Raw genomic sequence first — 23,453 nt, 5'->3', positions numbered from 1 at the left:
TCTTCACCACCAAGCCAACCGAACCTGAACCGCAGATCACCCCACAACCGGAACCGAAACAGCTGCCGTGACTACACCACCCCGCGGGACATGACCAGGAACTGCTGGACGCACTGCGGGAGGGCCGGCCCGGACCGCGGTTGCTGGACGTGGTGGGGCAAGTCGCAGTCGCCGCAGACCTGCGGTGCCGTCGCCCGCCACCAACTCCAGGAGATCGCGGTGTACACCTACGATGCCCAGCTCACCGTGGGCGCTCCTCAGCCGTTGCCGGACGAGGTGGCACTCGACGGTGCCGAGGAGTTCCTGTCCACCATCTGCACGACGACGGTCGCCTGGCCGCACGAGCCCTCCGCTGTCGATTACCACGCCACCGAGGGCCGCTCCTGGCGCAACTGGCTCTCCGACGACGGCGCGCGGCTGGACCGCCTGCCCGAACCCGGCACAGGGCCGCCGCCGCCGAGGAGCCGCACGCGGCCGACGCCTCCGCCCGAGGCACGGCCAATGAGCTGGTCCTCGGCTTCCACGGCCGTATTCCTTTCGACTCCCTGAAGCTCGGCGACAACCGTCGTATCTTCGATCAGCTGGTGGCCTGGGACCCGGAGCAGTAGTCCTCGCCACCACCGCCCCCGACAGCACAACCACCCGTGCCCCGGCCGGGTACCCGGCCGGGGCACTGCCCGTTCGATCGCAGGAGGCTCATCCGGGCCTGACGTGCCGGCCGCGCGCCCGCCGTGTCGCACCGATGCGACCCGTCGCCGAAGCCCAGTTGGCCCGTGCAGCAAGCGGGTTCACGGCCGCACTAGCTGGGTGTCGGCCGCGCTGAGGTCAGCGGCCGGGAGGGGCGGGGGACGGCGGGCCGTATCGCTGACCTTGATCAGGACGGCGACCAGCAGCCAGTTGGCGACCATGGACGAGCCGCCTTGGGCGAGGAACGGCAGGGCCTTTCCGGTGAGCGGGATGAGCCCGGTGACCCCGCCCACGACGACGAAGACCTGGAGAACGAGCGCCGAGGCCAAGCCGCCGGCGAGCAGCTTGCCGAACGGGTCGGTGACGGTCATGGCCGTGCGCAGGCCGCGCTCGGCGAGCAGCGCGTAGAACAGGATGACGAGCGTCACCCCGACCAAGCCGAGTTCCTCGCCGACCGTGGTGAGGATGAAGTCGCTGCGCCCGGCGAAGCCGATGAGTTCCGGGTGACCCCCGCCGAGGCCGGCGCCGAGGATGCCGCCCGAGCCGAAGCTGAACAGGGCCTGGGCGGCCTGGTCCGAGACCAGGCCCGGCGGTCGCTGGTCGGGCGGGAGGAAGATGTCCATGGGGTGCAGCCAGGCAACGACACGACCGTGGACGTGCGGTTCGAAGGAACCGACGACGAAGGCGCCGACGGCGAACATGACGACGCCGAACACCACCCAGCTGGTCCGCTCGGTGGCGACGTACAACATGATCACGAACAGGCCGAAGAAGATCAGCGAGGTGCCGAGGTCCCGCTCGAAGATCAGGACGAGCAGGCTGAGCATCCACACGGCCGCGACCGGGCCGAGCTGCCGCCCGCGCGGAAGGTACATACCCATCAGACGCCGTCCGGCGAGCGCGAGGGCGTCCCTGCGCATCGTCAGATACCCGGCGAAGAAGACCACGATGACGATCTTCACGAACTCGCCCGGCTGGAAGGACAGCGGTCCTATGAAGATCCACCGCTTGGCGCCGTAGACGTCGCCGGGATAGAAAGCCGGCGCCATCAGCAGAACCAGGCCCACTGTGATCGTGACATACGGATAGCGCTGGAGCCTGCGGTGGTGCTTGACAAGCGCCACCGTCGCGGCGAACACCGCCACCGCGATGCCGCACCACATCAACTGCCCCGGTGCCGCGGCCGTCGCGTGGTGGTAGTGCGTCGCGTAGGCGATGTCCAGACGGTGGATGAGGACGAGACCGAGACCGCTGAGCAGGGTGGCCAGCGGCAGGATCAGCGGATCGGCGTGCGGCGCGAACCGGCGTACGCAGACGTGGCACACCAGGGGCAGTACGCCCGCGGCTGCGCATGTCGCCGCTATGCCGGACGGCAGCTTGCCGGTGAGAGTGAGAGCCGTGTCGGCATAGCCGAACACGCAGATGAGGATGGCGCCGAGCAGCAGGACCAGCTCCAGTCCCCGGTCGCTCAGGCGTCCTGGCCGGTTTGGCCGCACCGCCGGCTTCACCGCCCCCCGTCGACCAGTCATGCCTTCCCCTTTCCTTCGATCGGGTCCACCACCGAAATCCCGCTCCGGACCACAGCCAGCACAGTTATATAGTTGCGCAACAACGCAAGTGAACTGTAGCCGAGGGCGGGTAAGAGGAGGGTCGGCGTGGGGGCAGCACGCAGGTGGGGGCGCCGCAGGCTGTGGCCGATGGCGATCGGCGTGGGCGTGGTCCTCGCGCTCGTGGGCTATCTCGCCGTCCGGTTCATCCGCTCGGCGCCGTCCGACGGATGCACGGCGCACGGCACGGACGGTACGACCGTCACGCTCGATCTGGGCCAGGCATCCCACGCCGCGACCATCGCGGCCGTGGCCCACGCGCGCGGTCTGCCGGAACGGGCCGTCACCATCGCCCTGGCGACCGCGATCCAGGAGTCCAAACTCCGCGATCTCTCCTACGGGGACCGGGATTCCCTCGGCCTGTTCCAACAGCGCCCGTCCCAGGGCTGGGGCAGCCCCGCCCAGATCCGCGACCCCGTCTACGCGTCGGGCAAGTTCTTCGACGCGCTCGTCAAGGTGCCGGACTACGTCGACCTGCCGGTCACCGTCGCCGCGCAGAATGTCCAGCACAGTGGCTACCCGGAGGCATACGCGTCACATGAGGCCATGGCGGCGACGCTGGCCGACGTGCTGACGGGACGGGAGGGGCCCGCACTGACGTGCACGGTGAGCGCGGTGGACTCGAGCGAGGCGGATGCCGCCGGGGCCGAAGGGGGAAGCGGTACGGACGACGCCGGGGCGGGCCGGGGCAGCGGTACGGCGGGTGTCGTACACGAAGGCGACAACGAAGGTGGTGGCGGTGTCGTTGCAGCGGTCCGGCGGGAGTTCGGCAGAGTGCCGACCGCCGTCCCCGCGACCGGCGACAGCGTCAGCTACCCGGTCGCTGAGCCGGCCACCGGTTGGTCCCTCGCCCTGTGGCTGGTCTGTCACGCCGGCGCGCTGCACGCCACGTCGGTCACCTTCGACAACCGCCGGTGGAGCAGCGATGCCTCGGACCAAGGCTGGACGCACATCTCGCCTGCGTCGGCGGAGTCCTCGACGGTGGCCGTGAGAGTAACTGCATAATTCCAGACTCGCGCCGCGGAAAGGCCCACACCCAAGCTCTTCTCCGCCTGGGCCGCCGCCCTCGCCACATACGACGCCACCACGGCGCCTGCCCCCTTTCCCTCCCTGAGGGAAAGGGGGCAGGCGCTGAACGATCGCCTACTGGCGGATGCCCCGGGAGCGGCGATATGAACACTCGCCGCGATGTGTGGTTCAGGAGTCGGAGTCGGGCTGATCTCGGGCGGCGGCGTATGCCTGGGTGGGGGTCATGCTGACGCCGTCGAGGGATACGGTCTTGTAGGGGCTGACCTGGGCGCAGCCCTTTGACTGGTCGGCTGTCTGGGCGTGGGCGTTGGAGACCGCGGCGTGGGTGTCGGCGGGGGCCGGAGAGGAGGCGCTGGCACTGCCGTTGTTGCTGGGGTAGCTGGTGCCGCTGGGCCAGTCGCCGGCGATGACCAGGGTCAGGCCGCTGCCACTGCCCTGCGTGAGGTGCGACGAGGGCAGGCCAAGGGCGCCGGCCACAGCCTGGGCTTCGGCTTTCTGCCCGGTGCCGTAGGTGAGCGTGGTGGTCGTGGAGGTGGGGGCGTTGGCCGTGGTGGTGCCCTGACTGAAGCCCTTGTCGGTCAGAGCGGTGGCCAGTTGGGAGGCGCGACCGCTGACGGTGGTGCCGTTCTCGATGGTCACGGCGATCCGGGAGGGGTCGACGGCTTGGGCGGTGGCGGGGGCCGTTGCGGACTTCTTGCCTGAACCGGTGGTCAGCGACTGGTCGTTGGCGATGCTCGCGAACAGCGACTTCGCTCCGGCAGCCGGCAGGACGTGGTCGCTGTTGTGGGGATCGGGGGCGGTCTGCATGGTGGTGAAGGTGATCCGCTTGGAGGGGACCTTGTCCAGGTCGGAGGCCAGGCCCACAAGCTTGCTGACGCTGCCCAGCCCGTCGTCGACGGTGAGCGCCTTGGTGGCCGCGTCGGCGAGGTCGTAGACCTTCGTGGGGTCCGTGAGGGTGCCCGCGCTCTTGAACTTGCGGATCATCGCGCCGAGGAAGAGGTGCTGGGAGATGGTACGGCCGAGGTCGCTGCCGTCGCCGAAGCCGTGCCGGGAGCGGACGAACTCCAGGGCCCCGACGCCCTTGAGGGTGTGGGTGCCCTTGGACAGTTTCAGGTGCGAGTAGGTGTCGTAGACGTTGTCGCTGACACACACGTCCACGCCGCCGACCGCGTCGGACACGCTGACCACGCCGGAGAAGTCGAGCTTGACGAAGTGGTCGATGGGGATGCCGGTGAGCTGGTGGATGGTGGCCACCTGGCAGGCCGGGCCGTAGGAGAGAGCGCTGTTGATCTGTCCGTAGTAGCCGGACGTGGACTCCTTCGATGTGGGGTCGGTGCAGGCCGGCACGTTGGTCATGGTGTCCCGGGGGATGCTCATCACGGTGGCGTTGGAGCGGTCGGCGGCTATGTGCACGACCATCTCCACGTCCGCGTTCCCGTTGCCGGACTGCACACCCGTCTTCGCGCAGCCGCCGCCCAGCTTGCAGTCGGCCGCGCTGGTGCGCCCGTCCGAGCCCATCACCAGGATGTTGATCGGCGTGCGGCCGAAGGCGTCCGCCTTCTCGCTGCCGCCCTTCCCGTCGAGCGCGATGCTGCTGATGTTGCCGTTCAGGTGCTCGTAGAACCACCAGCCCGCGCCGGCCGTCACCAGGACCAGGACAGCCAGGCATGCCCCGGCGATCCGCAGTGCCCTCCTCCCCCGGGGCGCCGGCCGGACGCGGCGCCGCGAGTTCCCGCGGCCGGAGGACCGGGACGCGGCCCGTGCCGCAGCCCGGCCGCCTGGCGGGCGCCCGTCGACAGGTCGGTCCGTGCGCTGATTGGGCACCTTGGCGGTGCGGCGGCGCGTGGCCCGGTCGGCGGAGCCGTCCCGAAGGTCACTCATCTCCCACTCCCACGAATGGTCGGTCCCAGCAGACCCTCGGGTGTGTGGCCAGTGCTCTGCGGCCGGTCCGTCGGGAGAAGTGGGGCAGCACATCGCTTGCTTGATTGCGCAATCTAGCAAGTATGCGCGTCGCCGCTCACTCGGCCGGCCTCGATTCACAGGTGACAGATCCTCCGTGCCGCTGCGTAGCCGCACGGCCCCAATGGCAACGGTGACCTGGTCGCCGCAGTGGGCCCCCCGGCCCGGTCAGGCGTGCGGCGGGCCTGGTCGGCGGCGCGCTGCTGAACGAGGCATTCGATGACGATGAACCGGACACGGTCGTCACCAACTATTACGAGGGCCGACCCCGGCTACAGCTTGGTATCGCAAGGCGTCCAGTGAGCCCCTGACGCCTACACTGGGCATGCGCGAGTGCGGTGGCTGTGACGTGGCGGACGGGAGAGGATCGTGGCGCAGATCATCGATGGCTTCGAGGATCTGTCCGCCGAGGTGTTCGTGGAAGCGGCCACCACGTTCGGGCTGCTGGCCTCGGCGCTTCGCCTGCACATCATGTGGGCGCTGGCCCAGGGCGAGAGTGACGTGAGCCAGCTCGCGGACCGCGTGGGCGGGGCGCTGCCCGCGGTCAGCCAGCACCTGTCGAAGCTGAAGCTCGCGGGTCTGGTCCGCTCTCGCCGCGAGGGCCGGCGGCAGGTTTACCACATCGATGACCCCGACGTCGTCCTCGTCGTCCAGCTGATGGTCGACCAGCTCGCGCAGCGTGCCGGGGCATCGCCTGCGCTGGTGGGGCAGTTGCTCTGAAGCAGCACTCAGGGACTACCCCGGCCCGGGGAGGGGACCCCAGACGGAGATTCCTGATTCGGCCTCGGCTGCGGCACGGGACACAGGCGCGCCGGAGGCCTCCCAGCGCATCCCGCGTGGTCATCCGGGTGATCCGTACGTCCGACACCTCGTCCGGGCTCGGGTGCGCTTCCTCCCCCGTGAGCTCCACCATCAGCGCGGGCATCTTCACGCCATCCATAGCTCCGTCGCCGGCCTCGGCAGGCCGGCCTACTTCGCCATCGGGGTGAGCGCGCAGCACCTCGTCAGCCACCTGATCCGAAGGTGAGGTCGGAGCACGGGTCGTCGTCCGCCGAGCGGGCGTCGTCCGTCACCGAGCTGGGCACCGCGGTCGGGGTTGCCGAGGTGGAGGAACCGCCCGTCGCGTATGAGGCGCCCAGGACCACGTTGATGCCCGACCCGCCGATGAATTCGAGTTGGGCGCCGGGGAAGAGCTGGGCCACCGTCTCGGCTTGTGGCTTCAGGCCGGGGCCGTACTCGATGACAGTGGTGGTGTCGCCCTGGCTGCTCGCCCTGGCCGTGCCGGTGACGGTGAAGCCGTGCTCCGTGAGTGCCGAGACAGCCTTGGACGTGAGGCCGCTCATGGTGGTGCCGTTGTGGACGGCGACGTTGATACCGGCGCCCGAGACGCTCTGGGTGGGGCTGGGCGATACGGACGCGTCGGCCTGGGGCTGCTTCTTTCCGCTGGCGTCCGTGCCGTCGATGGTGCGGTCCGCCTTGAGCGCCGCCCACAGGCGGGAGGCATCCGGCTCGACGACGGCGACGCGTTCGCCCACGTACCGCCAAGGGAGGGTCACGAACTTGGTGTTGTGCAGGTCGATGTCCTTCAGTGACATGGCGAAGGAGATCAGCTTGTTCGCCGTACTCAGTCCGGGGTCGACAGTGAGCGACTTCGTGGCGGCGTCGGCCAGCGGTAGCAGGTGGGTAGGGGTGATCCCGTCGCTCTTGACCTTCTTGATGAGGCTCGAGAGGAAGGCTTGCTGCCGTTTGATCCGCCCTATGTCGGAGCCGTCACCGAGACCGTGCCGTATGCGGACGTAGTCAAGGGCCTGTTGTCCGGACACTGCCTGCTCGCCCTTCTTGAAGAGCAGGTTGCCCCTGGTGGCGCGGTTGGGGTCGAGGTCCTTCTCGTAGACGTCCTGCGGCAGGCAGACCTGCACCCCGCCGACCACGCCGGTCAGCGCCGCGAAGCCCTTGAAGTCCACGACCACGGTGTGGTCCACACGCAGGCCGGTGAGCTGTTCGACGGTGTTCTGGGTGCAGGCCGGATTGCCCTTGTCCGTCTGCCCGACGGAGAACGCCGAGTTGAACATGGCGCTGGTCTGCGTCGTCGTCCAGGAGCCGTCCGGAAGTCTGCACGGCGGGACGGTCACCAGGGTGTCACGGGGAATGGAGACGGCGAGGGCGTGCTTGTGGTCGGCGTAGATGTGGAGCACGAACGCGGTGTCGGAACGGCCGATGTCGTTCGTGTCGCCGCCGCCCAGTGCACTGTTGCCGTCGTTGCGCGCGTCGGATCCGATGACCAGGACGTTCTCGCTCTGGGACGGGCCTGCCGTGGGGCGTCGCTTGGACAGGCCGCCCGCGTCGAAGGTGTGGATGCTGTTGTTCAGCTTCAGGTAGATCCAGCCGAGGCCCACCGCGCCGAGCAGCACGACGATCAGCGCGATGAGCAGCATTATTCGCCACGGGCTGCGCCCGCGGCCCCGTGCTGTTCTGCCGTCCCTGGTGGTGGTCATCCGGGTGTCCTCGTCCATCCGCGTCATACAGAAGGGACGACTGGCCTCACCTAATGGTTGTACAGTTGCGCAATGTAGCAACTGTGCCAGGGGTGCGCCGCCCTGCCTGCTCTGAGCCGCCGCCCCAAGAAGACGCTGTTCGGCGAAGAGATGGGGTGTGAGCCGGATGCCCCGAAACGGGCTGGACCCCTGGCAGCTGCTGATCGTGGCGATCGTCATCATCCTGTTGTTCGGCACCAAGGAGCTGCCCGGCCCGACCCGAGCGCCGGGCAGATCGATGCGCATCCTCAAGAGCGAGGCCATGGCCATGAAAGACGGGGGCACGGCGCGGTCCACCACTGCTTCGATCCAGGACGCGACGCCCGCCTCGACCGAGCCCGCCAGCCGCCTCCTTCGGGCCGTTCCCAGCGACGACACCGCGGCGCAGCCGACCCGCCGAGGACGCAGGACACGCTGATTCTCCCGACTCGTCAGGCGCCGGCCGTGTCGGAGGCGTCACCCCGTAGCGGCTCGCCCGGCACCCCGAAGCCGCGACGGCAGACGAGCACCGTCCGACATGCGCGTTGCTGGACAGGTGCACCGCTGGACAGGTGCACCGCCGGACAGGAGCCGCCAGACAGTCGCTGCTCAGGTGGCGTCGGGGTCGAACGCGGCGTGCGCGTCCGGTCCGTCGACCGTCTCCTCCGGCAAGGGTGTCCGCCTCTCGGCCGGTGCCGCGTCCCGGCGGTCGTCCGCCGCACCGAGCACCGCGTCGCTGACTTCCGACAGCTCCGCCCTCGGGTCCAGTGCGCGACGGATCTCGTCGATCCCGAGGCCGTCGCCGTCGAGGACGTGCTTGCGGATGAGCGTCTTGGGGTGCAGGTCCTCGAACTCGAAGTCCTCGAACTCCGGCCCCAGTTCGGATCGGACCTCCTGCTTGGCGCTCTCGGAGAACTCCCGCACCCTGCGCAGGAACCCGACAACGTTCTGGATGACCTCGGGAAGCTTGTCCGGTCCGAAGAGCACTACCGCGAGGATCGCCAGCGTCAGGAGATCCATAAAGCTGATGTTGGGGAACATCCGATGCCCTCGCCTTCACCTCGGCCGGCCCGCTCGGCGCGATACCCGTGCCAGACACACTTTAGAGGTTGCGCAAGTATCGAAACTATCGCGGGCGGTCTTCGTTGGACCCGGAGACCGTAAAGGCAGTTCAGAACTGAGAGGACGAGTCGTGGGCATTTCGCTCGCCAAGGGCGGCAACGTGTCACTGAGCAAGGAAGCGCCGGGCCTGACCGCGGTGGAGATCGGTCTGGGGTGGGACGTACGTACGACCACGGGTGCGGACTACGACCTGGACGCGTCCGCGCTGCTGCTCAACGCGTCCGGCAAGGTGATCTCCGACCTGCACTTCGTCTTCTACAACAACCTCCACAGCCCGGACGGCTCGGTCGAGCACACCGGCGACAACCTCACCGGTGAGGGCGAGGGCGACGACGAGGTGATCAAGGTCAACCTCGCCGTCGTACCCGCCGACGTTGACAGGATCGTCTTCCCGGTCTCCATCCACGAGGCGGACGTGCGCGGGCAGAGCTTCGGCCAGGTGGGCAACGCCTACATCCGGGTGGTCAACCAAGCGGGCGGCCAGGAGATCGCTCGCTACGACCTGTCCGAGGATGCCTCCACCGAAACCGCGATGGTCTTCGGTGAGCTGTACCGGTACGACGGCGAATGGAAGTTCCGCGCGGTCGGCCAGGGCTACGCCTCCGGCCTGCGCGGGATCGCGACCGACTTCGGAGTCAACGTCTGAGGGGAAGCAACTGCCAGGGATGCCCTGAGCATCCTGCTCCGATGGCTACTGCCGAGAAGTTCGTCACGGTGCGGCGGCCGGTCGTTGTGTCTCCGGCCGATCCGCCCACTTGGTCGGCCTGCGGCGGGACAGGCAGGCAGTGCCCCACAGGACGGCCGACGCACCCCGGCGCGAGTATCGGGTGGATGTGGTGAACGGCGACCCCGCCAGTGTGGTGCTGCTGACTGCGACGGCGCAGAGAACCCTGCCTGCTGCCAGGCAACTGACACGAGCGTGCGTGCCGCTTCTGGTTCCCGGGCGGTGAAAATGGCTGCAAAGTTGCGCAATGCGGCAAGCATCTGTCGAGAATGGGCCCATGACTGCCCATGACACCCCGACCCCGCAGCGTCCCGGCCCCGAGCACTGGACTGAGCTGTTGCATGTCCGCCTGGAACGGATCGAGGGCCTGCTCGTGCCGGTCGATCAGGCGGCCGAGTCCGAGCGTCCCGCGTGGCAGCGACGCACCCGAGGCGAGCAACGCTGGGCCGTAATGGCAGCGCTGCTGGTCGCCGTCTGGGTGCAGTGGGCGCTGCCGGAACGGCTCAGCATCCACCCGCACTGGCTGCTGCCCGCCCTGGAACTGGTCATGATGGCGGCGCTGTGGGTGGCCCATCCGCACCGGCGGATCGAGTACCGCTCGCGTCCACTACGCGTACTGGGCCTACTGCTTGCCGCCGCGGTCAGCCTCGCCAACGGCTGGTCGGCCGTCATATTGGTACGGGATCTGCTGCACGGCACCGAGGGCTCCAACGCGGCGGCCCTGCTGACGACCGGCGGCGGCATCTGGCTGACCAATGTGATCGCATTCAGCCTCTGGTACTGGGAGTGGGACCGGGGCGGCCCGGTGGCCCGGGCCCTGGGCACGCACCAGCACCCGGACTTCCTCTTTCCCCAGATGCAACAGGAGGGCATCGCGCCCGAGGACTGGGAGCCGCAATACATGGACTACCTCTATGTCGCCCTCACGAACGCCACCGCCTTCAGTCCCACCGACACGATGCCGCTGTCCCGCTGGGCGAAGTTGCTGATGTCCATACAGTCCACGATCTCGCTGCTGACCCTGGCACTGATCATCTCACGCGCGGTCGGGGTCCTCCAGTGACCCCGGCAGGTTGAGCTACAGCACGTCCCGAGCAGCGCCGGCGGCCTTCTGATCAGCTTGGTGGCTCACGGCCCACGCCTGTACGGCCGAAGCCGGCACGAAGGGGATGAGGATCAGGAAGGCGAGGACTTCCACGGCCTGGCCGATCTCGACGAATTCGGTCAGGTCGGAGCCCATGAACAGGTGCAGGAAACCCGGCAGCAGCATCTGCGCCACCAGCAGGAGCGGGGTACCGCCAGCAGGCGATGGTTTGCGCCGCCAGCCAGCGAGCGAAGACGATCACGTAGTCCACGCACGGGCACAGCAAGACCAGCAGGACTCCGACCGGACGACCTGGTCCGCTGTCAGAAACGTGAACATCGCCGCGACAACCCTCGGCCGCATCGGCGCCCACCCGGGCCGGTCAGATCCGGCCCAGCTTGCACAGGGCGGTGCTCCAGTTGGTGACGATGGCCTGGTGGGACACCGCATCGCCCAGCTCAGCCATGCTCAGGAAGTCTGCGACCTTGCCCGGCATGTCAAGGGTGACCGGCAGCTCCGGGGCCGGGATGTCTCCGGCGTCGGCAGCGTGCTCGGGCATCAGGCCGGCAACGCCCGTGCGTACGGCGCCACGACTGACGCCGTGCTCGCTGGGCCGGGGCAGCGACGGACCGGCCGTCCAGGTAGGCGGTGCGAACGGCATCGGTGTTCTCGGCTTTGACGGCTGGGCGGCGGCCACCCTTGCTGCCCTTGACCTCGGTGGCCCGCAGCCCGTCGTACGTCAGCTCGCGCTGGAGTTCGCCGGCGGTCGCGAGGGTCTGCCCCATGAACTTCAGCGTGGACAGCAGCTCTCCGATGCGCGGGTGGCAGGCGGTGAGGTCCATCGCGACGAACGCGCCGTCGTGGGTACGCAGGGCAAGGCGGGCGGCCTGTGCGGAGGACGTCGAGTACGTCGAGGATGTGCTGGTGGCGCGCACGAGGCGGAACAGCTCAAAGATGCGCACGGTGTCGCTCCGCTGTGTGTATGCCAGCAGCTCGCCGAACTCCGGGCGCTGGAACGGGCGAAGTCGGCTGGAGGTGCCGGCCTGCTCCTCGAAGACGACCGGGTCCTCGATCCCGGCCTCGTCCAGGACGAGGTTCTGCCAGGCGGTCGGCTGCTGGTCGGTCAAGACACCGTCGAGTCCTCACGCTCTACCCCTCCCGCAGCTCCCCCTGCCGACGGCCGCCCTGCCGACCCCACGGGCCTGCGGGGCGGCCGTCGCACCCTGACCGTCAGCTGTCGGAGCGGAAACGCGCCGTGGACCCTCAAGTTGCCTTGGATCGCCACCTGGTCGTCGTTTACGTGCACAAGCCAGTCAGTCCCGTTTCGGACCGACAAGTGCCCGTTGGCGTTCACCTTCCCTGAGAACACGGATTCCCCGTTGACGTCGAGGTCACCACCGACGACGGTCTTCCCCGCGGCATGCAGCTCACCCCCAGCATCCACCCTGCCGTTGATGGTGAGATCGTCACCGACCACGGTCCTTCCGGCGGAGTGCAGTGCCAAAGAGGCCGAAACACGGCTCTCCGCGCTGCGGAGCCGCACGGTAGGTCTTCGGCATGCGAATACCGAAGCTGTCATGGCAGCGCCTCCTCGCCCTGAGCGCCACCCTCGCCTGTACCGTCCTCGCGGTGAGCCCACAACCGGCCGCCGCCGCGGACACCTGGACGGCGGTCGGCTCCGACAGAGCCCGGCCCCTGACGGAAAGTCAGGGGCTCACCAGCATCTACACCCCCGCGGGAAGTCCCAACCGGTACACCGGCGTGGGCACCATTTCCCTCGGCACGAGCAGCCGGGGATGGAACCATGTCGGAGACCCGGACGCCTCCCCGGAGGGCTATTACATCGAGCCCTACCAGTCGGACTCCGGGACCGCCAAGATGTTCCGGGTGCAGCGGCCCGACGGCACCCGGGCGGAGTACACCCATCAACTCGCCAACGGCGAGACCTCCAACAACTCCTTCGACGCGATCGCCCCGGGCGGCCAGTGGATGGTTTCCGGGGAATGGGGCACGATGACCCGCCTCCTGGTCTTCCCCACTCCCGGGCAGAACCCGGTCACCTCCCCCTCCCAGAACCTCCCACTGGCCGCGACGATCAACCTCGACCACGCGGTGGCGGACATCCAGGGCTGTGACTTCTCCAGCTGGACGACCCTCTTGTGCGCCTCGGACGACTCCGCGGGCGTCCTGTCCGGGATGACCAAACCCCTGGTGCAGATCGATCTCTCGGGCCCGCTGACCGGAACCGACGTCACCGGCCATGTCACGGCCCTGCGTCAGCTACCGCTGGAGAGCTGGTGCACGGGAAACTATGAGGTGGAGGGCATTGACTACGACACCCGCACCGGCATCCTGCGCACGATCGTGATGTCCCCGAGCGTATGCGTCGCCCTCGACAGCAAGACCTGGCGGTTCGTCAGGGGCTAGCGCAGACCGACGGACCTAATACCTACGCAGCATCGGACACCATGATCTAGGCGTAACGCCCGAGTGCCTGGTCATGTGGCCTATGCGCAGGTGAGGTCCATCCGGCGAGACTTGCAACGCGTTCCGGCCTGCATGTCAAAGAAACTCCCCGTGCAGACCGGTCCACCGGTGCCGCGGCCGCAGGGTGGCAGGGACGGCGACCTTGCGGCCGCGGCACCCACTCCTGACCGAAGGCGAGAGGCCCCCACCTCTCGGCGATCACTCATCGTCCCGTCCAGCGTCAGGGGACGGGTCGGCACCGTGCCACCCGTGCGCGGCGGTCGGCTCGGCCGCTTGGACGCAGTAGCCCCAATGAAGTCCAGTGGACACAAGCCTCAGGCCACCCCCTCGCGAGCCAGACCCGGTGTCTGCCGCGTCGCTACAACCGCGACGCTTCACCGCGATCAGGCCCCGCGCGCCGTACCGTGCCGGCCATCACTCGACACGGCTCCAGGCTGGAAACCGCCCCACTGCTTCACCGGCTCGGCTTCCCGAGCGTCCGCGTGACGGAGACACCGCAGGTATCGCTCATGTACCCCATGGCAAAGGTGAGCGACTTTGTCCGTCCAGTCTCCTACTCCTGCCCTCACAGGGCGAGCAGGGAGTCGCGCAGCATCACCCGTGAGGTGATGCCGAGTTTCGGAAAGATTTTGTACAGGTGGGCGCCGATGGTGCGTGGTGACGCGTGCAGCAGTTGCCCAATCTGCTTGTTCGTCATGCCCTGCGCCGCCAGTTCCGCGATGCGCGGTTCTTGCGGGCTCAAGGAAGCCAAGCCTGGGACCGTGGCTGCTGTTTGCGGCGTGCCAGCGGTGCGCAGCTCCTCGCAGGCGCGCTTGGCCCATGGTTCAGCTTGCAGACGGCGGAAGATCTCCTGAGCCTGCTCCAGGTGAACCCGTGCGGCCGTCCAGTCCGAGCGGCGGCGCAGCCATTGACCGTAGGCGAGTTGGATGCGGCCCAGTTCGAAGGGCCACTGGTCGGCGTCGGGCACCGCCAATGCGGCCTGGAAGAGCGTGTCGGCTTGCTCGTCGTCGGCTGCCAGTGGCGCCGATCCGGCCAGGATGACCGCGTGGTGCGAGGAGATGGCATCGATACGGGCCGCTTGGCCTGCGGCCACGTGGGCGCGTGCCTGATCGATGCGTCCGGTGCGCACGCACGTCTCGACCAGGTCCAGGAAGACGTGGTGGAAGTCGGGGACGGCGGGCCGGGTCGGCAGCCGCGTCGTAAGCCAATCGAGCCAGAGGCGACACCCGGTCCAGAAACTGGCGCACGGGCTCCCACTGTTCCGGTCCTCCTCCCAACCAGAAGCAGGCCCGTATCAGGACATCGACCGCGTCCTCCACTGCCGGATCGTGTCGCTCGTCGGGCCCGATGGCCTCCACCACGGGGAGAATGGCATGGTAGGCGCCCTCGGCATCGCCGTAGCGATGCAACATCAACAGCGCGGCCGTCGTGGTCCGGCGCACCGCCAGCTCGATGGGCAACTCCTCTTGTTCGGTTGCCTTCAGCAGACGCTCGGCTGTCTGCAGTTGTCCGCCGGTGACGGCCACGAACGCGGCCTCGACCAGTCGACAGGCCCGGTTGTGCGGGTCGGGACTCAACACCGCCGCACGGGCCAGTGCGGCCGTCGGTGCGCGCCCCCTGGCGGCGGGCGTCCGGCAGGATCCACTCCAGCTTGCGGATCTTGTTGCCGCCCCAGCCGCCCGCTCCGTATCCGCTCTCGTCCTTGCACCACACCGGGACCGTGGAAGTCAGACCGGTCAACTCCCGGACCGGTGCGGGCGGTCGGCCGAGCCGGAGGTGGGGCAGCGAGTCGGCCAACGCTGTGAAGCGTCTGTGCAGCAGCGGCGGACGGCTCATGCTGACGCCCTTTCAACTCGCGTGCTGTGGCCGCGGTCGCGTGGACAACGCGTGAATGCCCCTTCGAGTCTAGGCCGGGAGACGGTCCGCCACACGCCCTCGACAGACGGAACTACGGCAGTAGTTCAGGTCTCGCGGTGAGGGGCGGGTCGGCCGGTCCAGGTGGTGATCACGGGCTCGTCGCGGAGGGTGGAGGGGGGAAGACCGACTCGGGTCTCCAGGATTTCGGGGCGGTAGGGGGTGGGCCCGTGCCACTCCAGCAGCACGATCGTGGCGTCGTCGTTGAGCCGTCCGTGGTGGTAGTCGAGGTGGTGGTGGATCAGACGGCGCAGGGTCTCCGGGACGGGCAGGTCGTCCGTGTGGTGGCGGATGAGGAAGTCGGTCAGGCGTTGAAGGCCGAATTCCTGGCCGGTCGGATTGCGGGCTTCGGTGATGCCGTCGGTGTAGAGCAGTAGCCGGTCACCGGGTTCCAGCTGCTCTCTGCAGACGGTGGCGGGCAGGTCCAGGCCCGTGCCCAAGGGGGGTGAAGGCGGGCAGGTCAGGTGCACGACCGTGCGGCGACCGCGGACGATGACCGGCGGGTAGTGGCCGTGGCTGATCCAGGTGAACAGGCCGGTGGCCAGTTGCAGGTGCGCCAGGATGCCGGTGGCGTAGCGGGCGCCGCGGAACTGCTCTGTGAGCACCTCTTCGATGCCGGCCCCGGTCCGGAGAAGGTCGGCGCCCTGGCGCCGGTAGTTACGGCAGCCGGCCACCGCCAGGTTCGCGGTCAGTCCTGCGGCCGTGTCATGACCCATGGCGTCGAAGAGTGCCATGTGCACGGTCTCATCGGCCAGAGCGTAGTCGAACGCGTCGCCGCTGACCTCGTAGGCCGGTTCCATCACCGCGCTGATCAGGACCCGGTCGGTGGCGAAGGTTCGCGGCGGCATCAGACGCCACTCCATCTCGGCCACCACCTTCATCCGGCGGCGCCGGACCAGCCGGGCGTAGGAGTCACTCGTTCCGCGCTTGCTGGCCAGCAGCAGTGCGACCAGTGCCGCCAGCTTGCCCACGTCCTCGTCCGGCTCCTGCCCATCCGGCAGGCTGATCCGCAGCACTCCCATGCGCTCGGTTCCGTCCAGCACGGGAACCCACCACTGCCCACTGCAGGACGCCGACGCCGGGAAGACCTCGCCCAGCTGGAAGGCCCGGCCCGCCACCGTGCCCTCGACCGACATCTCGGCCGGTGGGTCGGTGCTGCCCTGTCCGGCGTCCGCGCCCTCCCCCGGGAGCAGGTGCAGCCGGTCCTGCTGCAGATCGGCCAGGTAGATCAACGTTTCGGACCAGCCGGCCCGCGCGGCGTGCGCCGCCACCACCGCGGGCACCTGTTCGAAGGTCATCAGATGGCTGGCCGCGATCAAGTCTCCGAGCGCCCGCGCACGCGCAGCCGTCATGTCGCTCATCGGGGGCACACCTTCCTCACCGGCCGGGACAGGCGCACTCGACCCCTAGGCCCTGTCGTCAAACTCCCGCCTGCCCCGCGACGCCATGCACGCTCCCCCACGCTCGACTTCGCTCGCGCGGGCGGTGCCCCCACCGCCGCACCGGGCGAAACCCCACGTACATCCAGTACGAGGGCTTCCGCCCGGCACTCCCCAAGCTCTTCGAGCAGGGGTACCCCCAGAGCACGCTCCCCCACTCTCGGCTTCGCTCGAGCGGGAGGGGCCCCCACGTCGCCGCAGAGCCCGCCCTCCGGGCGGACGACGGCAGTTTGACGACAGGACCTAGGGTCTGCTTACTCCTCCCACGCTAACCCCATCCAGATCCGGCGCGCTCGCTCCCGGGCGTGGCCGACGGCGGCGCGGCGGCCGGATCGCTGTGGGGACTGTGGAGGGGGCGCGCCTTCAAGCGCGTAGCGTGCAGCACGCCGACGGCGTCAGTCCCGGCAGCCGCATTCCGATGCGGTCTTGGCCTCGGTCACGGTGAGGGCGGGGTCGACGGAAGTCTCGGCGGGCGTACAGCAGGCGTTGACGCCGCAGCACGCGTCGCTCACTCCGCTGCCCGGTGGGTACTTTCGGCGGTCGACGGCTTGGTGGCGCGCACGATCGCGGAGTGCATGCCGTCGGCGACCGGGTGGGTCGGGGTGATCTCGACGTCGGTGAACCCGGCGGCTTCCAGGCCCGCGCGGTATTCGGCGAAGGAGAGCGCGCCCGCGATGCAGCCGACGTAGTCGCCGCGCTCGGCGCGCTGTTCAGGGGTGAGCGTGTCGTCGGCGACGACGTCGGAGACGCCGATGCGGCCGCCGGGCTTGAGCACACGGAAGGTCTCGGCGAACACGGCCGACTTGTCCGTGGACAGGTTGATCACGCAGTTGGAGATCACCACGTCGACCGTGTGCGCGGGCAGCGGGATCGCCTCGATCGTGCCCTTGAGGAACTCCACGTTCGTCGCGCCCGCCTTCGCCGCGTTGGCCAGCGCGAGGGCGAGCATCTCCTCGGTCATGTCCAGCCCGTACGCCTTGCCCGTCGGTCCGACGCGGCGGGCGGAGAGCAGGACGTCGATGCCGCCGCCGGAGCCGAGGTCCAGAACGCGCTCGCCCTCGCGCAGCTCGGCGACCGCGGTGGGGTTGCCGCAGCCGAGCGAGGCGGCGACGGCCTCGACGGGCAGCGTGTCGCGATCCTCGGCGGCGTACAGGGTCGAGCCGAAGTTCTCGTCGACCTCGACCGGCTCGGGTCCGCAGCAGGCGGTGCTGCCCTCGGAGACCTTCACGGCCGCCGTCGCGTACCGCTGACGGACGGTCTCGCGCAGGTCGGTGGACTGCTCGTTCATGACTCACTCCCAGGTGGCGGGGCACAGGACGGCCCCGGAACGGCCTGCATCGACATGTATCGATGCAACCTTGCGCCTTGATTCGAAAAACGTCAACATAGAGGCATGTCGAAACAAGAGCTTGAGGTGATCGGCCAGGACGGCGCCTGCTGCCCGGGCCTGTCCGCCGCGCCGCTGGACGAGGACCACGCGGCCGAGCTGGCCAAGGTGTTCAAGGCCCTGGGTGACCCGGTCCGGCTGCGCCTGATGTCGATGATCGCCTCGCGCGAGGGTGGCGAGGTCTGTGTGTGCGAGCTGACCCCGGCGTTCGACCAGTCCCAGCCGACGATCTCCCACCACCTCAAGCTCCTGCGGCAGGCCGGTCTCATCGACTGCGAGCGACGCGGGACCTGGGTCTACTACTGGGTACTGCCGGGCGTCCTGGACCGGCTAGCCGCATTTCTGACCACCCCGCAGACCGCCGGAGCCCGCGCATGAAGGCGCCGCTCGGTCGCCGCGCCACCGCCGAGGCGATCGGAACCGGGCTGCTGGTTGCGGTGGTGGTCGGCTCCGGCATCCAGGCCAGCGTGCTGTCACAGGACGCCGGCGTGCAGTTGCTCGCCAACTCACTCGCCACCGTTTTCGGTCTGGGTGTGCTGATCACCCTGCTCGGGCCGGTCTCCGGCGCGCACTTCAACCCGGCCGTCACCCTGGCCGCCTGGTTCACCGGCCGCCGCGCTCCGGACGGCCTCACCCTGCGGGACGTCGCCGTGTACGTGCCGGCCCAGATCGCCGGCGCGATCGGTGGGGCGATCCTGGCGGACGCGATGTTCGCCAAGCCGCTGGTGAGGTTCTCCACCCACGACCGGTCCGCTGGCCATGTGTGGATGGGCGAGGTCGTCGCCACGGCCGGGCTCATCCTGTTGATCTTCGGACTCGACCGGATCGGCCGCGCCTCACTCGCTCCGGCCGCGGTGGCCTCCTACATCGGGGCGGCCTACTGGTTCACGTCGTCGACGTCCTTCGCGAACCCGGCGGTGACCATCGGCCGGGCCTTCACCGACACCTTCGCCGGGATCGCGCCGGCCTCCGTCACCCCGTTCATCACCGCCCAACTGGTCGGCGCCGCGCTCGGGCTCGGCATCGTGGCCGTGGTCCACGGCACGAACGCCGTCCCCGCCCGCCGCGAGGCCGGCGCCCCGCGCAGCGCACCCGAACCCGCCTCCTCCTGACCGCACCCCCGAGAAAGACACCCGCCATGAGCACTTCCGTCCCGCGTCCGTCCGTGCTGTTCGTCTGTGTGCACAACGCCGGCCGCTCCCAGATGGGCGCCGCCTTCCTCACCCGTCTCGCCGGCGACCGGGTCGAGGTCCGCTCGGCGGGCTCCGCGCCTGCCGACTCCGTCAATCCCGCGGTCGTGGAGGCGATGAAGGAGGTCGGCATCGACATCTCCGCCCAGACGCCGAAGGTCCTCACCACACAGGCCGTGCAGTCCTCGGACGTGGTGATCACCATGGGCTGCGGCGACGCGTGCCCGGTCTTCCCCGGCAAGCGGTACCTGGACTGGCAGCTGGACGACCCGGCGGGCCAGGGTGTCGAGGCCGTCCGGCCGATCCGCGACGCCGTCGAACAGCGGGTGCGCGGACTCCTCGCCGAGCTCGGGATCCCGGCCTCCGTGTGACCGCCGGCAGTACGAGTTGCCGCGCACGTCCTCGACGGCTCCACCGACTCAGCTTCGTGGCCAGGGAGTCTGAGGTTGCCGGTATCGGCGGTCTGCTCGGAAGCGGGAGGCTACTGACGCTCACTGGCGTGCCATGAGACAAGATCGCGAGAGTAGTGCTTCAAGAGGGTGGCGAACCTTGATCCCGGCGCTGCGGCTGCCACCGCGGCGGCGTCGGGCGCTGTGTCCACATCGCGCAGCAGCGGCAGGTCGCGCACTCGAAGGCCCGCCCCGGTGAGTCGGTCGCGCTGGGCGGCGCCGGTGTATGCGGTGGACATCGGAACGCCTCGCAGCAGCGCCGGGTCAGGCGCGGCCAGGCCGAGCGCCCAGAACCCGCCGTCCTCCGCCGGGCCGAACCACGCGTCGCACTCTCGCCACGCGCCGGGATGCAGTACGGGGGCGAGGAGCTTCGAGGTGAGTTGTGGGGTGTCCATGCCGACCAGCAGGGCGGGGCCGTCCGCTACGGCGGCGAAGGCGGCGGCCAGCCGCTCGTCCAGGCCGCCGTACGCCTGCGGGATCACCTCGATGCCAGGCGGCAGCCAGTGTCCGGGCGCGCCGTCCAGGAAGAGCATCCGGCGGCGGGCCGGGCAGTGCAGCACGGTCTCCAGGGTGTCGGCGAGCGCCGCCTCCGCGAGGGCAGCGGCTTGGGCAGGGGTGAACGGCGGGGTAAGCCGGGTCTTGACGTGTCCAGGCCGCGGCTCCTTGGCTATCACCAGCAGCGCGGTCGGCCCGACGGGGCCGCTCACCGGGGGGCTCCGGCCAGGCGCCGGGCCGGCTCGTTGAGGACCGCGCGCATATCGCGTACCGCGTGCCAGGTGCCACGCCAGGTGCCCGTGACCTTGGAACGGCCGGCGCGCGGGTAGTAGGGCACGTCGACCTCGCGCACCCGCCATCCGGCGTCGGCGGCGCGGATGACCATCTGCAACGGGTAGCCCGACCGGCGGTCGGTCAGGTCCAGGTCGAGCAGGGCCTCCCGGCGGGCCGCCCGCATCGGGCCTAGGTCGTGCAGGCGCAGGCCGGTGCGACGGCGGATCAGCCGGGCCAGCTCGCGGTTGGCGAGCCGGGCGTGCACCGGCCAGGCGCGGCGTGTCGTCGGCCTGCGCCGTCCGAGTACCAGGTCCGCCTCGTTGTCCAGGACGGCGTGGGCCAGTGACGGCAGCAGCCCCGGGTCGAGGGAGGCGTCGCAGTCGCAGAGACAGACTACGGGCGCCGTGGCGGCGCGCAGCCCGGCCGCGCAGGCGGCGCCGAAGCCGCGCTCCGGTTCGGCCACGACATGCGCGCCCAGCGACGCGGCTAGCTCGGCGGAGCCGTCTGTCGAGCCGTTGTCGACGACCACGGCGCGCCAACCGGGCGGTATCCGCTCCAGCACCCAGGGAAGGGCGGCTGCTTCGTCAAGGCATGGCAGCACGACGTCCACCAGGGGCCGACGCCTCTCGGTCACGCTTTTCAGCGTACGGACTTCCATATATGGAGGGAAACCGGGTGATACACCCGGGTCACCTGACGCGCTCCACCATTGCCGTGTGACATGGGCGGGTGGCGTCGCCGTCTTCAATGGCGGCGCGGGGTTCGGGCGGCGGGCGCTTCGAACCGGTGCGGGCCGCAACGGTTCCGGCGGCCGCAGGTTCGAGGCCATCTTCCGCGCGCGCCTTACCGAGGCACCGATCCCCGGTCTCGCAGGGGGTTTTCGCGAACTCCCGCATGCCGTCAGCGAACGCGATGTCAGGGCCCGTGAGGGTGGGAAGGCCGCCGCGCCGTGCGCCGCAGGCCGGAGCGCGTCCAGCACGCGCACCTCATGTCCGGCCTCGACCAGCGCACCGACGGCGTGTGGGCCGACGGACCCAGCCCCTCCTGTGACAAGGACCAGCAAACCTTCGGCTACGGCCGGATCCGACACGCGGCGCCGCGAGGCCGTCCGGCGTGTTCGCGGCTGCCACTGTGGCGGGTGTGGGAGTACGCACGCTCTGCGCCACGGCGCTGCTCGCCGCCCTCGTCGCCGTCGTCGCCGCGACGGTCCGGCTAGGCGGTGATCTCGGCCATCCGGCTGCGCTGCTGTACTGGTATGCCGCCGCGTGGATGCTGTTCGCCGGAGCGGCGTGGACCGTGCGCCGCGTGCCGGTGGGCACCGCCGTGGCACTGATCCTGGCCGGTGGGATCGCCCTGTGCGCGGCGGCGCTCTCGGCTCCGCCGCGCACCAGCGACGACATGTACCGCTACGTGTGGGACGGTCGCGTGCAGGCCGCGGGAGTCTCCCCGTACGCCTACCCGCCGGTCGCGCCGCAGCTTGCCCGGCTGCGTGATCCGTGGCTCTTCCCCGCCGGGACCGCGTGCCGCAGGTGGGACCTCCACTCAGCGGCGGGTGTGTTCACGCACATCAACAGGCCGTCCGAACGCACCATCTATCCGCCCGTGGCCGAGGGGTGGTTCCTGCTGGTGCACGCCGTCTCCCCGGCAGACGGGCGGCACAAGCCACTGCAACTCGCCGGTGCGGTGCTCGCCGTCGTCACGACGGTGGCGCTGCTGCTGGTGCAGCGGCGTACGGGTGGTGACTTGCGGCGGGTGGCGCTGTGGGCATGGTGTCCGGCGGTGCCGTTCGCCGCGGTCGACGACGCCCATGTGGACACTCTCGGAGTGCTGTTCACGGTGGCCGCGCTCGGCACGGCTGCGGGAGCACGCCGTGGAGCGCTGCTCGGGGCGGCGATCGCCGTCAAGCTGCTGCCGGTGCTCGCCCTCCCCGGTGCGCTGTCGGGGGTGCTGGCCCCCGGACGTGGCCCGCGTGCCCGGGGGCGAGAGACAGCGAGCGTGCCGCTCGCCGCCGTCGGTGTCGTGGCGCTCGTCTATCTCCCGTATCTGCTGGCGTCCCGTTCCGCGGTCCTGGGTTATCTCCCCGGCTATCTGAGAGAGGAGGGGTACGAGCCAGGTGACGTCGGCCGGTTCGCGCTGCTGCGGCTGGTGCTACCGGACGCGTCGGCCGGTCCGGCCGCTGTCGCACTGGTGGCGCTCAGCGCCTGGTACGTCCTGCGGCGCGGCGATCCTGAGCGGCCGTGGCACGGATCGCTGCTGGTAACGGGCACTGCGCTGCTGCTCGCCTCGCCCGCGTACTACTGGTATGCGCTGCTCGTCGTGGCCCTCGTGGCGATGGGTGGCCCATGGGAGTGGCTCGCCGTCGCTGCCGCGAGCACCGTGCTGTATGTCGCGGACGCACTGCGGTGGCATGGCGTTGAGGCTGCCGCGTACGGGACGGCCGCCGTGACGGTGCTCGCCGGTGTACTCGTCCGGGCACGGGCGCGTGGCGGCGGAGACGGGCGGCGGGACGGTGCGTGAGGGCAGGCGTCTGGGCCACATCGGGCGCCAAGAGAATCACCGGCAGCGCCTGAAGACGACCATCCGCAAGACGGTGAAGCGCACCACGGTCACCAGGGCGAAGCTCGGTACGAGCACCAGGGTCTCCGCCGCTGGTGAGGCGGTGGGCCGGTAGTGACGGAAGAGCAGCACAGCTCCTGAGGTGACCAGATACGCCAGGACGAACAAGCCACCCGCGGCCAGATGCGCCTCGAGGACCCGGACCGCGGACCCGCGAAAGGTCAGCCGGCGGTTGGCCTCCGTGTTGAGGACGGTGACGACGAGAAGGGAGGCAAAATTGGCCAGGACGGGCGGCGACCAGTGGCGCAGAACCCAGTACAGCAAGGCCTGGGCCACCATGGAGGCGACGCCGATCGCGACGAACGAGAACGCCTCCCTGGTCAGCGCGGTGCGGCCGGGCCGGATGGAGGCGCCGCGCCGTGCTTTGTGCCGTGCGCCGAGGCGTCGCACCTCACCATCATGAGGCCACCGTGCGACCCGAAGAGCCGTACGGAGTGCCGATTCAACCGTTCGGCTGTCGACGGACACCCGCATGCAC

22 protein-coding genes and 2 pseudogenes are annotated in these 23,453 nt (G+C 69.6%); 11 read left to right on the top strand and 13 right to left on the bottom strand.

Translation table 11 applies throughout. The annotated features are described in order from the left end of the window. A pseudogene (locus ACFYX0_RS36915) lies at positions 1-549 on the top strand (hypothetical protein); the annotation flags it as partial. Between the two features lie 239 nt (positions 550-788). Here ACFYX0_RS36915 and ACFYX0_RS36910 read toward each other — a convergent pair. Next, positions 789-2,216 carry an FtsW/RodA/SpoVE family cell cycle protein gene (locus ACFYX0_RS36910; protein WP_388977425.1) on the bottom strand — a complete coding sequence of 476 codons (1,428 nt, stop codon included), beginning with the start codon at positions 2,214-2,216 and terminating at the stop codon, positions 789-791. Positions 2,217-2,342: 126 nt separating this feature from the next. Between ACFYX0_RS36910 and ACFYX0_RS36905 the strand changes: the two genes are divergently transcribed. After that, positions 2,343-3,299 (top strand): heavy metal transporter, encoded by a 957-nt coding sequence (locus tag ACFYX0_RS36905; protein WP_388977422.1) that lies wholly within the window; start codon positions 2,343-2,345, stop codon positions 3,297-3,299. A 192-nt stretch (positions 3,300-3,491) separates the two neighbouring features. Here the strand turns inward: ACFYX0_RS36905 and ACFYX0_RS36900 are convergent, their stop codons facing one another. Then, on the bottom strand, positions 3,492-5,204 hold the full coding sequence (locus ACFYX0_RS36900; RefSeq protein ID WP_388977419.1) for an LCP family protein: 1,713 nt from the start codon (positions 5,202-5,204) through the stop codon (positions 3,492-3,494). A gap of 447 nt (positions 5,205-5,651) precedes the next feature. Here ACFYX0_RS36900 and ACFYX0_RS36895 point away from each other — a divergent pair, with 447 nt between their 5' ends. Then, positions 5,652-6,002 (top strand): ArsR/SmtB family transcription factor, encoded by a 351-nt coding sequence (locus ACFYX0_RS36895; protein WP_388977416.1) that lies wholly within the window; start codon positions 5,652-5,654, stop codon positions 6,000-6,002. A 284-nt stretch (positions 6,003-6,286) separates the two neighbouring features. On the opposite strand, the gene ACFYX0_RS36890 is transcribed toward ACFYX0_RS36895, so the two are convergent. Next, a complete protein-coding gene (locus ACFYX0_RS36890; protein WP_388977413.1) occupies positions 6,287-7,804 on the bottom strand; it encodes an LCP family protein in 1,518 nt (505 codons plus the stop codon). A gap of 139 nt (positions 7,805-7,943) precedes the next feature. On the opposite strand from ACFYX0_RS36890, the gene ACFYX0_RS36885 reads away from it, so the two are divergent. Continuing rightward, positions 7,944-8,234, top strand: coding sequence for a twin-arginine translocase TatA/TatE family subunit (locus tag ACFYX0_RS36885; RefSeq protein WP_388977410.1), 291 nt, complete (start codon positions 7,944-7,946; stop codon positions 8,232-8,234). Positions 8,235-8,404: 170 nt separating this feature from the next. Here ACFYX0_RS36885 and ACFYX0_RS36880 read toward each other — a convergent pair whose 3' ends face one another. Beyond that, a complete protein-coding gene (locus ACFYX0_RS36880) occupies positions 8,405-8,836 on the bottom strand; it encodes a Sec-independent protein translocase subunit TatB (RefSeq protein WP_388977407.1) in 432 nt (143 codons plus the stop codon). A gap of 151 nt (positions 8,837-8,987) precedes the next feature. Here ACFYX0_RS36880 and ACFYX0_RS36875 point away from each other — a divergent pair, with 151 nt between their 5' ends. Further along, positions 8,988-9,563 (top strand): TerD family protein, encoded by a 576-nt coding sequence (locus tag ACFYX0_RS36875; protein ID WP_388977404.1) that lies wholly within the window; start codon positions 8,988-8,990, stop codon positions 9,561-9,563. A gap of 355 nt (positions 9,564-9,918) precedes the next feature. Continuing rightward, positions 9,919-10,704 (top strand): hypothetical protein, encoded by a 786-nt coding sequence (locus ACFYX0_RS36870; RefSeq protein ID WP_388977401.1) that lies wholly within the window; start codon positions 9,919-9,921, stop codon positions 10,702-10,704. A 30-nt stretch (positions 10,705-10,734) separates the two neighbouring features. On the opposite strand, the pseudogene ACFYX0_RS36865 reads toward ACFYX0_RS36870, so the two are convergent. The 3 genes and pseudogenes from ACFYX0_RS36865 to ACFYX0_RS36855 form a co-directional block, all read right to left on the bottom strand. Further along, positions 10,735-11,082 (bottom strand): annotated as a pseudogene (locus ACFYX0_RS36865) (arsenic resistance protein); the annotation flags it as partial. A 140-nt stretch (positions 11,083-11,222) separates the two neighbouring features. Beyond that, positions 11,223-11,852, bottom strand: coding sequence for a recombinase family protein (locus ACFYX0_RS36860; protein ID WP_388977399.1), 630 nt, complete (start codon positions 11,850-11,852; stop codon positions 11,223-11,225). Beyond that, on the bottom strand, positions 11,849-12,202 hold the full coding sequence (locus ACFYX0_RS36855) for a hypothetical protein (protein WP_388977396.1): 354 nt from the start codon (positions 12,200-12,202) through the stop codon (positions 11,849-11,851). The genes ACFYX0_RS36860 and ACFYX0_RS36855 overlap by 4 nt, the downstream gene beginning before the upstream one ends. 80 nt (positions 12,203-12,282) lie before the next feature. On the opposite strand from ACFYX0_RS36855, the gene ACFYX0_RS36850 reads away from it, so the two are divergent. Further along, entirely contained in the window at positions 12,283-13,152 is an 870-nt protein-coding gene (locus tag ACFYX0_RS36850) for a hypothetical protein (protein ID WP_388977393.1), read from the top strand. A gap of 625 nt (positions 13,153-13,777) precedes the next feature. Here ACFYX0_RS36850 and ACFYX0_RS36845 read toward each other — a convergent pair. The 3 genes from ACFYX0_RS36845 to arsM all read right to left on the bottom strand — a co-directional run bounded on the left by ACFYX0_RS36845 (position 13,778) and on the right by arsM (position 17,853). Then, positions 13,778-14,341 carry a LuxR C-terminal-related transcriptional regulator gene (locus ACFYX0_RS36845; protein WP_388977390.1) on the bottom strand — a complete coding sequence of 188 codons (564 nt, stop codon included), beginning with the start codon at positions 14,339-14,341 and terminating at the stop codon, positions 13,778-13,780. A gap of 832 nt (positions 14,342-15,173) precedes the next feature. Continuing rightward, complete coding sequence (locus tag ACFYX0_RS36840; RefSeq protein ID WP_388977387.1) at positions 15,174-16,487, bottom strand: PP2C family protein-serine/threonine phosphatase; 1,314 nt, start codon at positions 16,485-16,487, stop codon at positions 15,174-15,176. Between the two features lie 586 nt (positions 16,488-17,073). Continuing rightward, positions 17,074-17,853, bottom strand: a complete 780-nt coding sequence (gene arsM / locus ACFYX0_RS36835) for an arsenite methyltransferase (protein ID WP_388977384.1) — start codon at positions 17,851-17,853, stop codon at positions 17,074-17,076. A 105-nt stretch (positions 17,854-17,958) separates the two neighbouring features. Between arsM and ACFYX0_RS36830 the strand changes: the two genes are divergently transcribed. The 3 genes from ACFYX0_RS36830 to ACFYX0_RS36820 are packed head-to-tail and all read left to right on the top strand — an operon-like array spanning position 17,959 to position 19,513. Next, complete coding sequence (locus ACFYX0_RS36830) at positions 17,959-18,330, top strand: ArsR/SmtB family transcription factor (RefSeq protein ID WP_388977381.1); 372 nt, start codon at positions 17,959-17,961, stop codon at positions 18,328-18,330. Further along, positions 18,327-19,064 (top strand): aquaporin, encoded by a 738-nt coding sequence (locus ACFYX0_RS36825; RefSeq protein ID WP_388977378.1) that lies wholly within the window; start codon positions 18,327-18,329, stop codon positions 19,062-19,064. The genes ACFYX0_RS36830 and ACFYX0_RS36825 overlap by 4 nt, the downstream gene beginning before the upstream one ends. A 26-nt stretch (positions 19,065-19,090) precedes the next feature. Continuing rightward, complete coding sequence (locus ACFYX0_RS36820; RefSeq protein ID WP_355913971.1) at positions 19,091-19,513, top strand: arsenate reductase ArsC; 423 nt, start codon at positions 19,091-19,093, stop codon at positions 19,511-19,513. A gap of 110 nt (positions 19,514-19,623) precedes the next feature. Here ACFYX0_RS36820 and ACFYX0_RS36815 read toward each other — a convergent pair whose 3' ends face one another. Both ACFYX0_RS36815 and ACFYX0_RS36810 read right to left on the bottom strand, forming a co-directional pair. Further along, a complete protein-coding gene (locus ACFYX0_RS36815) occupies positions 19,624-20,298 on the bottom strand; it encodes a DUF2064 domain-containing protein (protein WP_388977376.1) in 675 nt (224 codons plus the stop codon). Beyond that, positions 20,295-21,017 carry a glycosyltransferase family 2 protein gene (locus ACFYX0_RS36810; protein WP_388977373.1) on the bottom strand — a complete coding sequence of 241 codons (723 nt, stop codon included), beginning with the start codon at positions 21,015-21,017 and terminating at the stop codon, positions 20,295-20,297. Before ACFYX0_RS36810 ends, ACFYX0_RS36815 begins: the two co-directional genes overlap by 4 nt. A gap of 482 nt (positions 21,018-21,499) precedes the next feature. Between ACFYX0_RS36810 and ACFYX0_RS36805 the strand changes: the two genes are divergently transcribed. Further along, positions 21,500-22,876, top strand: a complete 1,377-nt coding sequence (locus tag ACFYX0_RS36805) for a glycosyltransferase 87 family protein (RefSeq protein ID WP_388977370.1) — start codon at positions 21,500-21,502, stop codon at positions 22,874-22,876. 36 nt (positions 22,877-22,912) lie between these two features. Here the strand turns inward: ACFYX0_RS36805 and ACFYX0_RS36800 are convergent, their stop codons facing one another. Beyond that, positions 22,913-23,365, bottom strand: a complete 453-nt coding sequence (locus tag ACFYX0_RS36800) for a GtrA family protein (RefSeq protein WP_388977367.1) — start codon at positions 23,363-23,365, stop codon at positions 22,913-22,915. Between the last annotated feature and the right edge of the window lie 88 nt (positions 23,366-23,453).

The sequence above is a fragment of the Streptomyces sp. NPDC002573 genome (assembly GCF_042889625.1).
Taxonomy (GTDB): domain Bacteria; phylum Actinomycetota; class Actinomycetes; order Streptomycetales; family Streptomycetaceae; genus Streptomyces; species Streptomyces gibsoniae.
The sequence above is the reverse complement of the archived record's forward strand: the minus strand, read 5'-3'. Positions and strand labels throughout refer to the sequence as shown.